General features: G+C 64.3%; 12 protein-coding genes. All 12 read right to left on the reverse strand.

Features of this window, described 5'->3' with window-relative positions:
* Nucleotides 1-25 precede the first annotated feature (25 nt).
* Complete coding sequence (locus ACIPZ8_RS11935; protein WP_400723014.1) at nucleotides 26-1,717, reverse strand: SpoIIE family protein phosphatase; 1,692 nt, start codon at nucleotides 1,715-1,717, stop codon at nucleotides 26-28.
* 8 nt (nucleotides 1,718-1,725) lie between these two features.
* The gene (locus tag ACIPZ8_RS11940) at nucleotides 1,726-2,031 is read right to left on the reverse strand and encodes an STAS domain-containing protein (protein ID WP_400723017.1); all 306 of its coding nucleotides are present in this window, start codon (nucleotides 2,029-2,031) and stop codon (nucleotides 1,726-1,728) included.
* 123 nt (nucleotides 2,032-2,154) lie between these two features.
* The gene (fliJ, locus tag ACIPZ8_RS11945; protein WP_400723020.1) at nucleotides 2,155-2,607 is read right to left on the reverse strand and encodes a flagellar export protein FliJ; all 453 of its coding nucleotides are present in this window, start codon (nucleotides 2,605-2,607) and stop codon (nucleotides 2,155-2,157) included.
* A 6-nt stretch (nucleotides 2,608-2,613) separates the two neighbouring features.
* Nucleotides 2,614-3,972, reverse strand: coding sequence for a flagellar protein export ATPase FliI (gene fliI / locus ACIPZ8_RS11950; RefSeq protein ID WP_400723023.1), 1,359 nt, complete (start codon nucleotides 3,970-3,972; stop codon nucleotides 2,614-2,616).
* Entirely contained in the window at nucleotides 3,962-4,723 is a 762-nt protein-coding gene (gene fliH / locus ACIPZ8_RS11955; protein ID WP_400723025.1) for a flagellar assembly protein FliH, read from the reverse strand. Before fliH ends, fliI begins: the two co-directional genes overlap by 11 nt.
* 60 nt (nucleotides 4,724-4,783) lie before the next feature.
* Entirely contained in the window at nucleotides 4,784-5,803 is a 1,020-nt protein-coding gene (gene fliG, locus ACIPZ8_RS11960; protein ID WP_054887156.1) for a flagellar motor switch protein FliG, read from the reverse strand.
* Entirely contained in the window at nucleotides 5,796-7,571 is a 1,776-nt protein-coding gene (fliF, locus tag ACIPZ8_RS11965; protein WP_400723028.1) for a flagellar basal-body MS-ring/collar protein FliF, read from the reverse strand. Before fliF ends, fliG begins: the two co-directional genes overlap by 8 nt.
* A gap of 15 nt (nucleotides 7,572-7,586) precedes the next feature.
* Entirely contained in the window at nucleotides 7,587-7,919 is a 333-nt protein-coding gene (fliE, locus tag ACIPZ8_RS11970) for a flagellar hook-basal body complex protein FliE (RefSeq protein ID WP_085677773.1), read from the reverse strand.
* A 107-nt stretch (nucleotides 7,920-8,026) separates the two neighbouring features.
* The gene (locus ACIPZ8_RS11975) at nucleotides 8,027-9,403 is read right to left on the reverse strand and encodes a sigma-54-dependent transcriptional regulator (protein WP_400723030.1); all 1,377 of its coding nucleotides are present in this window, start codon (nucleotides 9,401-9,403) and stop codon (nucleotides 8,027-8,029) included.
* The gene (locus ACIPZ8_RS11980; protein WP_400723033.1) at nucleotides 9,403-10,620 is read right to left on the reverse strand and encodes a sensor histidine kinase; all 1,218 of its coding nucleotides are present in this window, start codon (nucleotides 10,618-10,620) and stop codon (nucleotides 9,403-9,405) included. The genes ACIPZ8_RS11975 and ACIPZ8_RS11980 overlap by 1 nt, the downstream gene beginning before the upstream one ends.
* A 163-nt stretch (nucleotides 10,621-10,783) precedes the next feature.
* Complete coding sequence (gene fleQ / locus ACIPZ8_RS11985; RefSeq protein ID WP_400723035.1) at nucleotides 10,784-12,259, reverse strand: transcriptional regulator FleQ; 1,476 nt, start codon at nucleotides 12,257-12,259, stop codon at nucleotides 10,784-10,786.
* 167 nt (nucleotides 12,260-12,426) lie between these two features.
* Nucleotides 12,427-12,723: a flagellar protein FliT gene (locus tag ACIPZ8_RS11990; protein WP_400723038.1), complete on the reverse strand. Its 297-nt coding sequence runs from the start codon at nucleotides 12,721-12,723 to the stop codon at nucleotides 12,427-12,429.
* Nucleotides 12,724-12,732: the final 9 nt, after the last annotated feature.

Below are 12,732 nucleotides of genomic sequence, written 5' to 3' on the forward strand. Positions count from 1 at the left end.
GCCGCCAGGCGGCGCTCCAGGCGCATCACCAATCGAACCGTACGCGGGCGCAGCGCCCGCCTTCGCACCACTCGGCATGGCTGCCAAGCCGCTGCACCAGGTTCAGCCCGCGCCCGCTCAATTCCTGCTCCTGGGGCGGACGCGACAACACACGCTGCACGTCGAACCCCGCACCACTGTCGCGGACCTCGACAGTAAGACGCCCACCCGCCCCTGAGGGTTCCACCTTCAGGTCGATGCGCACGAAACCCTCGGCCAACACCAGCAAGCGTCGGGCCCGTTCCTGATAGTAGTCGGCAAACCCCTGCACATCACGTTTGAGCTGCGAGTCCAGGCCCAGTACACCATGTTCCAGGGCATTGGAATACAGCTCACTGAGCACACTGTGCAAGGCGCCGGTGCGCGGTCGCAGACCATGTATCTCCTGCAACAACTGCACCAGGTAAGGCACCGGGTTGAATCGCTTGAGGCTTTCACCGCGCAATTCGAACCCCAGCACCCAGTCCAGCGGGCTGGAGCGCCCGCTGTCGGAATACAGGGTCGGCGCCGGCACCCGGTCTTCGCCACTGAACATGCGGATGTCACACAGGCTGATGTCATCCCGGGGCCGCCCGCCGAAACGCTCCAGCGCCTGCATCAACTCATCGAACAGCTGCGCCGGGTCTCGATTGGCGGCCAGCACCTCGCGCAAGCGCTCGACACCGAACAGGCGCTCCTGCTCGTCCGCAGTATCGACCACGCCATCGGACAGCAGCAACAGCCGCTCGCCCGCCGCCAATGGCAGCACTTCGGTGCTGTCATCGAAGCGCTCCGGCGCCAGGATTCCCAGCGGCAGGTGACGCGACCCCAGGCAGCCAAGCACTTCGCCGTCGGCCGACAGTCGGTAGCCATCCGGCATGCCACCATTCCACACCTCCACCGCACCGCGCTGCACGCTCAGGTTGAGCAGCAGCGCACAGCAGAACATGTCTACCGGCAGGATGCGCTTGAGCTTGGCGTTCATCTCGCGGAGCATCTGCGCCAGGCCGTAGCCTTTCGCGGTCATGCCGTAGAACACTTCTGCCAGCGGCATCGCACCGACTGCGGCCGGCAAGCCATGGCCGGTGAAGTCACCCAGCAGCACATGCATGTCACCGGCCGGGGTGAACGCGGCCAGCAGCAAGTCGCCATTGAACAGCGCATAGGGTGACTGCAGGTAACGGATGTTCGGCGCCGTGATGCAGCCGGAATGCGCGACCTTGTCGAACACCGCCTTGGCCACCCGCTGCTCGTTCAGCAAGTGGTGATGGTGACGGGTGATCTGGTCCCGCTGCTCCAGCACGGTCGCCTGCAAGCGGCGCAGGCGGTCCATGGCGCGAATCTTGGCACCGAGGATCACCGCACTGTAGGGTTTGGCCATGAAGTCGTCGCCCCCGGCCTCCAGGCAACGCACCAGGGCATCCTCCTCGTTCAGCGAGGTCAGGAAGATGATCGGCACCAGCGCCTCGCCGGCCAGCGCCTTGATCTGCCGCGCCGCCTCGAAACCGTCCATCACCGGCATCAAGGCGTCGAGCAACACCAGCTGCGGACGTTTCTCGGCGAACAGCGCCACGGCTTGCTCGCCGTTTTCTGCGGTGTACACCTGATGGCCCTGGCGACGGACGATCTGCGCCAACAGCAGGCGGTCGACCGCCCCGTCCTCAGCCACCAGCACGGTCAATGCCTGTTCGGCCGGCATCTGGGCACTCAACTGATGTCGAACAGTTTTTCGAAATTGGAAATGGCCAGGATCTTGCGCACGTCGGAGCTGGCATGCACCACGCGAACGTCCGAGTCGTCACCGCCGGCATGATCACGCAGCAACAGCAGCATGCCCAGCGCAGAGCTGTCCAGATAGGTGGCGTCCTTCAAATCGACTACTACCGAATCGGGCCTTTCAGGCTGGCGTTCGTAGGCATCACGGAATTCCTGATGCTTGCCGAAATCGAAGCGCCCCCTGACCTTGATTGTGAGCTTTTTCCCGTCCTGCGAAAAATCAGTCTCGACTGCCATGCTAGCGATTCCTTCGATGATGGCGAATGCAACTCTTCAAGGTTTAGCAGGCCGCGGCAGGACTATCAAGGTAAGCCTGTCCTGGCCTCTTCGTGGGTTTACCCGCGAAGAGGCCGGCGCAGATTACAGATGAGCTTGCCTTGGCAAGCGCTGAGACAGTTCGTCGAGCAAGCGCTGCTCGCGCTTGTCTTCGGCCCGCCGCGCCTCCTCCATGTACCGCTGCACCAGCTTGCGCAGCCCCTCCACCCGGGCATAGGCCTGCTGCCAGGTGCCTCGGGCATTCTTCAGGTTGTTCTCATGCCAGGCCAGGCTTTGCCGCTGCTGGGTCATGGCCGTTTCCAACTGGGCCAGGAAGCGCTGGTAGTTAAGCAGCCAGCTGCCATTCACCCCCTGCCCGCCACGATTGATCCACTGCGCCTGGTACCCTTCGCGGAACGATTCCAGCTCGGCCAGCTTGGCCTGGGCCTGAACCACCTGCTGCTGGAAGTGCCCCACGCGCTGGGCGGCCTTGCGCTCAGCTTCTTCAGCCATGTTGACCACAGGGGCCAGGCGGGCAGCGCGACCGGGCAGGCTCATGGCCTATCAGCCCTTCGCCGGTGGCGTGAAGATCGCCGCCAGCTCGTCGCGGCTCTGGCCCATGCCGACATTCTCGTCCAGCCCCTGGCGCAGGAAGTCCACCAGCCTGGGCTGCAAGGCAATGGCCAGGTCGGTTTCCGGATCGCCGCCGGCAACATAGGCACCCACGCTGATCAGGTCTCGGCTCTGGGACAGGCGCGACCACAGTTGCTTGAATTTCTGGGCCTGGCGCAAGTGCTCGGCACCCACCACCTGCGGCATGACCCGGCTGATCGAGGCCTCGATGTCGATGGCCGGATAATGACCTTCCTCGGCCAGGCGCCGCGACAGCACGAAGTGGCCGTCGAGCACGCCCCGCGCCGAGTCGGCGATCGGATCCTGCTGGTCATCCCCCTCGGACAACACGGTATAGAAGGCGGTGATCGAGCCACCGCCGGGCTCGCCGTTACCGGCGCGCTCCACCAGCTTGGGCAGCTTGGCGAACACCGACGGCGGGTAGCCGCGGGTGGCCGGGGGCTCGCCGATGGCCAGGGCAATTTCGCGCTGGGCCTGGGCGAAACGGGTCAGCGAATCCATCAGCAGCAGGACGTTCTTGCCCTTGTCGCGGAAGTATTCGGCAATTCGCGTGCAGTACATGGCTGCGCGCAAGCGCATCAGTGGCGCATCGTCAGCGGGCGATGCCACCACCACCGAGCGCTTGAGCCCCTCCTCGCCGAGGATGTGCTCGATGAATTCCTTGACTTCGCGGCCCCGCTCGCCGATCAGGCCGACCACGATGATGTCCGCCTCGGTAAAGCGGGTCATCATGCCCAGCAACACCGATTTACCCACACCGGTACCGGCGAACAGCCCCAGGCGCTGGCCGCGACCGACGGTGAGCAGCCCGTTGATGCTGCGAATGCCTACGTCCAGCGGCGTGCTGATCGGGTCACGGTTGAGTGGGTTGATGATCGGGCCGTCCATCGGCACCCAGTCTTCGGCACGCATGCCGCCCTTGCCGTCGAGGGCGCGCCCGGCACCGTCGAGCACCCGGCCGAGCATGCTCATGCCCATGGGCAGGCGACCACTGTCGTCCAGCGGCACCACCCGGGCACCTGGGGCGATACCGGCGATGCTGCCCACCGGCATCAGGAATACCTTGTTGCCGGCAAAGCCCATCACCTCGGCCTCCACCTGCACCGGGTGGTAGCTGTCGTCGTTGATTACCAGGCAGCGACCGCCTACCGCAGCGCGCAGGCCCTCGGCTTCAAGGGTGAGGCCGACCATGCGCAACAGGCGGCCTTCGACCACCGGCTGCACCGGCAGCTCGATCGCCTCGGCGTAGCCGCCCAGGCGCTTGCCGAAGCTGGTGCGGTCAAGGCGCATCGCGGGTGTCCAGTTCGACCGACAGGTCCGCCGCCGCCGGGTGCAGGGCCTGATCGTGCAACTGGTCGAACAATTGCGCCACGGCTTTCTCGATGCGGGTTTCCATGGTCGCGTCGATACGGCTATGCAGGGTCTCGATCCGGCAGCCGCCTGGCAGCAGGGCTTCGTCTTCGAGCAGCTTCCAGCTTTCCTCATGGCGTTCGCGCAAGGCCTTGGCCAGCTCGAAATCCTGCGGGTTGAGGTGGATGCGAATGTTGTCGGCGCCCATCGGCAGCAGCTTCAGCGCCTCGCGCAGCACCTGGGTGATCTGGCTGGAGTCGTTGCGCAGCTCACGGCCGATGACCTGGCGCGCCATGTGGGCAACCAGATGCACCAGGCTTCGTTCGATCTGCGTGTCCTGCTCGGCGATCGGCTCCAGCAGATGCCCCATCAGCTGCTCCAGGCTGGCCAGCTTGGCGGCAAGCGCCTCCTCGGCCTCCTGGCGTACCTTCAGTTGCGTGCTGTGAAAGCCCTCACGCTCACCGGTGGCGAAGCCTTCGTTGTAGGCCTCCTGGCGGATCGCTTCGAGTTCTTCGAGGGTCAGCGGCTGAACTTCTTCCAGCGGCACTTCTTCGACTTCTTCGACGACTTCCGGCTCAGGCTCGGGTTCCGGCTCAGGCTCCGGGTCGAAGCTGGGCAGTGCCCAGACATCGACACCCTCGAGGTCGCGGGCACGGATCAGGTCGCTGGGATGGGATTCTTTGGTGGGCATGTTTTCAGCTACTCATCTGCAAGCGACACGATCCTACAAGGGCTCGGGTCGCCTGTTGGATCAGATCATTTCCTCGGCACCCTTGCCGCCGAGCACGATCTCGCCGGCCTCGGCCATGCGTCGGGCAATCGTGAGGATCTCCTTCTGCGCCGTTTCCACGTCGCTGACGCGCACCGGGCCCTTGGCCTCGAGGTCGTCGCGCAACAGCTCGGAAGCACGCTTGGACATGTTCTTGAAGATCTTGTCCTTGACCCGCTCGTCGGCGCCCTTGAGCGACACCACCAGCACATCGGACGACACTTCGCGCAGCAGTGCCTGGATGCCGCGATCGTCGACATCGGCCAGGTTGTTGAAGACGAACATCAGGTCCTCGATCTGCTCCGACAGGTCGCTGTCGATCTCGCGGATCGCGTCCATCAGCGCACCTTCCACCGAGCTGTCGAGGAAGTTCATGATGTCGGCGGCGCGCTTGATGCCGCCCAGGGTGGTGCGCGCCGCATTGGAATTGCCCGAGAACTGCTTCTCGAGGATCTGGTTCAACTCCTTGAGCGCCGCCGGTTGCACGGTATTGAGCGACGACACGCGCAGGACGATGTCCAGGCGCACCTTGTGGTCGAAGTTGCTCAGCACCTCGCCGGCCTGGTCGGGGTCGAGGTAGGCGACCACGATGGCCTGGATCTGCGGGTGCTCGTAGCGGATCACATCGGCCACGGCACGCGGCTCCATCCACTTGAGGCTGTCCAGGCCGCTGGTGTTGCCACCGAGCAGGATGCGGTCGACCAGGCCATTGGCCTTGTCCTCGCCAAGGGCCTGGTTGAGCATCTTGCGGATATAGGCGTCAGAGCCCACGCCCAGGCTGGTCTGGTCGCCGACGATCTCGACGAACTCGCTCATCACCTGCTCGACCTGCTCGCGGTGCACGGTGCCCATCTGCGCCATGGCCACACCCACCCGCTGCACTTCCTTCGGGCCCATGTGTCGCAGCACTTGTGCAGCATCGGTCTCACCGAGCGACAGCAGCAGGATCGCGGCTTTGTCGACACGGCTCAGCTTGGCGGTAATGGCTCGATTGTCACTCATCGGCGTTGATCCACTCTTTGACGACCTGGGCTACGCGGCCCGGGTCTTCGGCCACCAGGCCCTTGATTGCGTTGAGCTGTGCTTCGTAACCCTCGGTCGGGCTCGGCAACAGAATGCTTGACGGGCCACCGAGGCTGACACGGTCGTTGGCCAGTTCGCCATCCAGACCGATCATCCCGCCCAGTTCCATGTCGCTGTCCGCAGCAGCCTGCTTGCCGCCACCGGTGATGTTGTTGAGGACCGGGCGCAGCACACCGAACACCAGCACCAGGATGAACAGCACGCCCAGCACCTGCTTGACGATGTCCCAGAACCACGGCTGCTGGTAGAACGCGATATCGGCGATCTCTTCGCCACGGTCGGCGGCGAACGGCACGTTGATCACGGTCACGCTGTCGCCACGGCTGGCATCGAAGCCCACCGCGTCCTGCACCAGGCGCGTGAAGCGCGCCAGGTCTTCGGCACCCCAAGGGGCACGGGTGGTTTCGCCATTGGCATCGACCTTGACCTGGTCGTCGACCACCACCGCCACCGACAGGCGGGTCAGGCGACCTTGCTGCTGGCGGGTGTGGCTGATGGAACGGTCCAGCTCGAAGTTCTTGGTGGTCTGCTCACGCTTGTCCGACGGGTACGGGGCCAGCATCGGCTGGCCGGTGGCCGGGTCCATGATCTGCTGGCCGTTGGCATCCACCAGTGGCTGACCAGGCTGGATGGCAGCGGCCGCCCCGGCAGCGCCACCCGTGGTTTGCGGCGCCGACGCCGGGCCGGGCGGCTGGTTGCTCAGCGCGCCCGGAACGCCCTGTGGGCCCTGGCTGCTGGCGCGCTGTTCGTTGACCGCCTGCTCGCTGCGCAGCGCCGGCTGGTCCGGGTTGAACTGCTCGGAGGTCGATTCGACCGCACTGAAATCCAGGTCGGCGGACACTTCTGCCTTGTAGCGGTCGTTGCCCAGCACCGGCTGCAGGATGTTGTGCACACGCTGGGTGAGCATGCCTTCCATGCGGCGGCTATAGTCGAACTGCTTGCCGGCCATGGTCAGCGCGGTGTCCTGCAGCTGCTCGGAGAGCAGGTTGCCCTTCTGGTCGACCACGGTGACTTGCGACTTGTCCAGTTCGGGCACGCTGGTGGCGACCAGGTTGACGATGGCCATCACCTGACCGGCCTCCAGCGAACGGCCAGGGTACAGCTCGACCAGTACCGAGGCGCTTGGCTTGCGCTCGTCACGCACGAACACCGAGCTTTTCGGAATCGCCAGGTGCACGCGCGCGGCCTTGACGTTGTTCAGGCTGGAGACGGTACGCGCCAGTTCACCTTCCAGGCTGCGGCGATAGCGGGTCGCTTCCATGAACTGGCTGGTGCCCAGGCCCTGCTCTTTGTCGAGCAGCTCGAAGCCGACATTGCCATCGCTCGGCGCCACGCCGGCCGCCGCCAGTTTCAGGCGCGCACGGGAGAGGTCGTCGGCCTTGACCAGCAGAGCACCGGAGTTGGGCTCGACGTGATAGGGGATGTCTGCGGAGGCCAGGGTATCCATGACCTGCTTGGTGTCCATGCCGGCCAGGCTGCCGTACAGCGGCCGGTAGTCCGGCTGCTGCGACCACAGCACCACGGCGAAGCCGATCGCCACGCTCGCCGCCAAACCGACCAGCAGGCCGACCTGACGCAGCATGGGCATCTGCGAGATGTTTTCCAGGAACGCCATGTTCAACAACGGTGGCTTGGAACCTGGCGCGCCGCTCTTGGCGGGGGCGTTATCGACGACTGCATCAGCCATGGCTTACTTCCGTCCTCAAACCGGCATCTGCATGATGTCCTGGTACGCCTGGACCAGCTTGTTGCGTACCTGGGTCAACGCCTGCATGGACACGCTGGCTTTCTGCGAGGCGATCATCACGTCAGTCAGGTCGACACCGCTCTTGCCGATCTCGAAAGCATTGGCAAGCTGGGTTGACGCCTGCTGGGTCTCACTGACCTTGCCGATGGCCTGGCCGAGCATGTCGGCAAAGGTGCTTTGGCCAGGCGCCAGCTCGGGGGCAGCGGTGGCTTTGGGCAACGACATGGCATCGGCCTGCATGGCCCGCATGTCCAACATCAGACGATTGAATTCAACACCTTGGCTCATGACCTTCTCTCTCCGGCGGCCGCATTTTTTTGACACTCATGCGGCGGATAGCCCTGAACTAGCAACTCATGTGCCAGCCCGCACCGCAAACATATAAATGACTGTCTTCAGCCGAACAGACTGGCTTCCACATCAAGCCCGGCATCACGCATCTGCGCCAGCTTGTAGCGCAAGGTACGCGGACTGATGCCCAGTTTTTCGGCCGCTTCCTTGCGCCGACCACGCTCGGCGCGCAGGGTGTCGATGATCATCTGGAATTCGTGGCGACGCATGTCGTCGCCCAGCCCCCCCGAGTCCACCGCCGCATCGACAGATAGTGGCGATGTAGTGGCTACTACCCCAGCCGACAATGGAATGGCGCCTGCCAGACAGAAATCCGCCGCTTCAATCACCCCGCCTTGCTGCAGGATCAACGCCCGCTGCAAGGCGTTGTCCAGCTCGCGCACGTTGCCTGGCCAGGCGTGCCCCTGCAGACAGGCGCATGCCTCGGCAGACAACCGCACCGGCGCATGCTTCATCTTCGCCACATGGCGCGAAAGCAAGCGCTCGGCCAGCGGCAGGATGTCGCCAGCGCGCTCGCGCAGCGGTTGCCAGGCCAGCGGGAATACCGAAAGACGGTAATACAAGTCTTCGCGGAAGCGCCCTGCTGCCACTTCACCTGCCATGTCGCGGTTGCTGGTGGCCAGCACACGGATATCCAGGGCGATCGGCTTGCGCCCACCGACCCGCTCCACCTCGCGCTCCTGCAACACGCGCAACAACTTGGCCTGCAGGCCAAGGGGCATTTCGGAGATTTCGTCGAGCAGCAGGGTGCCGCCCTCGGCCTGCTCGAACTTGCCAGCCTGGGCAGCGATGGCGCCGGTGAAGGCCCCCTTTTCGTGCCCGAACAGCGTGGCCTCGAGCATGTTGTCGGGGATCGCCGCGCAGTTGATCGCGACAAAGGGCTGCGCCGCCCGCGGCGACTGCTGATGGATGTAGCGCGCCAGCACTTCCTTGCCAGTCCCCGACTCACCGGAAATGAGCACGGTCGAGTCGCTGCGAGCCACGCGCGCAGCCAGCTCCAGCAAGTGTCGGCTGGCGGCCTCGCATGCCACCGGCCCTTCGCTGTCGGCTGCCGTCAGGCGCCCGGCAGCATGGCGCTCGACCAGGCTCAGCAACGCCTTGGGCTCGAACGGCTTGACCAGGTAATCCGCAGCCCCTTGGCGCATGGCCTCCACAGCCCGCTCGACGGCCGCGTGGGCGGTCATCAGCAACACCGGCAACTGTGGATGATGTCGTCGCAGCTGCGCCAGCAACTGATGCCCGTCCATGCCCGGCATGTTCACGTCGCTGACCACCAGGCTGTATGCCTCGCCCGCCACCGCCTGCAGCGCCTCCTCGGCACTGCCGACCGCATCGAAGGCGAAACCGCCGATCTCCAGGGTATCGCCCAGCGCCTGGCGCAAAACGCGGTCATCCTCGACCAGCAGCACCTTGATTGCCATTACATGCCCTCCGTTGCCTGCCCGTCGATCAACGGCAGCTCAACCTTTACACAGGTGCCACGCCCGACTTTCGAGCGCAGCTGAAGCGTGCCCCGGTGCGCACGCACCACAGCCTTGACCACCGCCAGCCCGAGCCCGGTGCCCGTGGCCTTGGTGGTCAGGAACGGCTCACCCAGGCGCGCCAGCAACTGCGCATCGATACCGCTGCCGGCATCGCTGATACTCAAGTGCAGGGTGTGCTCACGGCGGAACAGGTGCACCTTGAGCCGCGCCGGGCCGTCACTGGCCTGCAAGGCGTTCTCGACCAGATTGAGCAAGGCACCGACCAGGGTGTCGCGATTGCACAGCAACTCACCCAGATGGCTGTCGCACTGCCAGCGCACTGCATGCCCTTGCACATGGGGCTGGGCAGCTTGCTGCAGGGCCTGGAACAGGCCCTTGGGGGTCAGCCGGTCACCCAGCGGCAGCTCGCCACGGGCAAACACCAGCATGTCGCGCACCTGATGCTCCAGTTCGTGCAGGCGCTCCTTCAGGCTGCCGGCAAAGCGCTCGCGGGTTTCTGGCGCAAGCTCGCGCTCAGTGTCAGCCAGGTGACTGGCATAGAGCATGGCCGCCGAAAGGGGCGTGCGAATCTGATGCGCGAGCGAGGCGACCATGCGCCCCAGGGAGGACAGGCGCTCATGCCGGGCCAGTTGATCCTGCAGGCGACGGGTTTCAGTCAGGTCGTTGAGCAGCACCAGCTGGCCAGGCTCGGCATCCAGCGAACGCGTGGCAATGGACAAGCGACGACCATCCCGCAGCGAGACCTCATGGCCGTCATCCTTGCGCGGCGCGAAGCTGCGGGCGATGACGTGACGCCACAGCTGGCCGACCAGCGGCTCGCCGAGCAATTCGCAGGCCGCCGGGTTGGCCTCACGCACCAGGCCCTGGTCGTCGATCACGATCACCCCGCCCGGCAACAGGTCGAGCAGGTTCTGCAGGCGGTTGGCCAGGCGCTCCTTCTCGTTCAGCTCGGCCATGCGCTGCGCACCGACCACCGCCAACTCGCCCTTGAGCTCGCTGACGCGGGCCTCGAGCATGCTGTAGGACTGGTTGAGCTGGGTGGAAACCTGATTGAACAGGGCGAACGCCTGCTCCAGCCCCTGTCGACTCTCCTGTTCGACCGGGGTACGCCCCTGCGGATCAGGGACTCGGGAAAAGTGGGCGGCCTGGGGCATCGTGCTCTCTCGCGTGGCTGACCGTCATAAAAACGGTGTGGTGAGAGCGGTGTAGCAATAGCCGTGCCGGGGATGGGGGATTGGCTGAGAGATCGAGCGCCGCGCGGGCGGCGCTCGATCTCAGCCACACCATCAAACTCAAGGCATACACCCAAAAGCGGAATCAGTCTTCCGCCTGGTCCTCGCCGCCCTGGCGGCTCATGCCGTACTTGCGCATCTTCTCGACCAGGGTGGTCCGGCGAATGCGCAAACGTTCAGCCGCGCGCGCAACGATACCGTTGGCATCGTCCAGCGCCTGCTGGATCAGGCCCTGCTCGAGGCTGCCGAGGTAGTCCTTCAGGTCCAGACCCTCTGGCGGCAACATCGCATGGTTACTGAAGTTCGGGGTGTGACCGTTGATCGCCACGCGCTCTTCGAGGTCGCTGCGCAGGCTGTCGACCAGTTGCTCATCCTCGTCGTCGATGTAGCGGAACTTCTTCGGCAGCTCCGACACCCCGATCACGCCATACGGGTGCATGATCGCCATGCGCTCGACCAGGTTGGCCAGTTCGCGGACGTTGCCCGGCCAGCCGTGACGGCACAGCGACATGATCGCCGCCGAATTGAAGCGGATCGAACCGCGCTTCTCGTGCTCCATGCGCGAGATCAGCTCGTTCATCAGCAACGGGATGTCTTCCACGCGCTCGCGCAGGGGCGCCATCTCGATCGGGAACACATTCAGGCGGTAGTACAGGTCTTCGCGGAACGTCCCGTCCTCGATCATGGTTTCGAGGTTCTTGTGGGTCGCCGCGATGATGCGCACGTCGATGCTCTGGGTCTTGTTGCTGCCCACGCGCTCGAAGGTCCGCTCCTGCAGCACACGCAGCAGCTTGACCTGCATCGGCAGCGGCATGTCGCCGATTTCGTCGAGGAACAAGGTACCGCCGTTGGCCAGTTCGAAGCGCCCGGCTCGGCTGGTGATCGCGCCGGTAAAGGCGCCCTTCTCATGGCCAAACAGCTCGCTTTCCAGCAACTCGGCAGGGATCGCCCCGCAGTTGACCGGCACGAACGGCGCTTCGCGGCGCTTGGAGTGATAGTGCAGGTTGCGCGCCACCACTTCCTTGCCGGTGCCGGACTCACCGAGGATCAGCACGCTGGCGTCGGTATCGGCCACCTGCTGCATCATCTGGCGCACATGCTGGATGGCACGGCTGGTGCCAACCAGGCTGCGGAACAGGTTGGGCTCGCGCTGACGACCGCGCTCACGGGCCTGGTCGTACATCTCGCGGTAGACCTGGGCACGGTGCAGCGAATCGAGCAGCTGGCTGTAGCTCGGCGGCATCTCGAGGTTGGACAGGACCCGACGGCGCAGTTCTTCCGGGTAGTCCGCAGAAGAAATTTCACCAATCAGCAGAACCGGAAGGAACTCATCCCACCCAGCCACTGTCTTAAGCAGCCCAAGTACACTGCCCGGGGCATTGACGGTACCGATCAGCACGCAGAGCACTTCACGACTCGAAGACAGGCTCCCTACGACCTGCTGCCAATCCTGGCTGGAGCATGGGAGGTTTTCTTCGCCGAGAAAGTTCAGGACCACCGCCAGATCGCGGCGGCGGGCGCTGTCGTCATCGATCAGGAGAATCTTGGTTTCACGCCACATGCAATAGCAACTTCCCTAGTCATATCGGCGCCCTTCTCAGGGCATGCTCGACATCTCCGACTGAATGGTCAGTGTTCGGACGTCTGAAATTCGAAAACAGCCACTAGTAAAGTCAAAAAAACCCGTGCAGTCAAATTAATGGCGCACGGCTTTCTGTACATCCGTGGTCAACTGAACAGATGGTATACCTTGGCGGCGTTTTTCGCCTGACGGATTTGCGTCATCTCGTCGACTATTGATTGACGCTCGCCACTTGCAACGTCGATTAGTTGCCGGTAAACGTCGAGCAACTGCTCCAGGCTGTCGCGAACATCCGCTTCCTGGCCCTGGGCTTCACCCAGCACATCGCTGATGCGCAGGCGGCATTCCAGGTCCAGCTCGCCCACGGCATCCCAATCGCGCTTTTCCAGCGCCGTCAGCAGCAGCTGACGGGTCTGTTCGATACGGGCGATCACATCGCTCATGTCATCCTC

The sequence above is a fragment of the Pseudomonas sp. NPDC089422 genome (genome assembly GCF_044749405.1).
In the GTDB taxonomy this organism is placed as follows: domain Bacteria; phylum Pseudomonadota; class Gammaproteobacteria; order Pseudomonadales; family Pseudomonadaceae; genus Aquipseudomonas.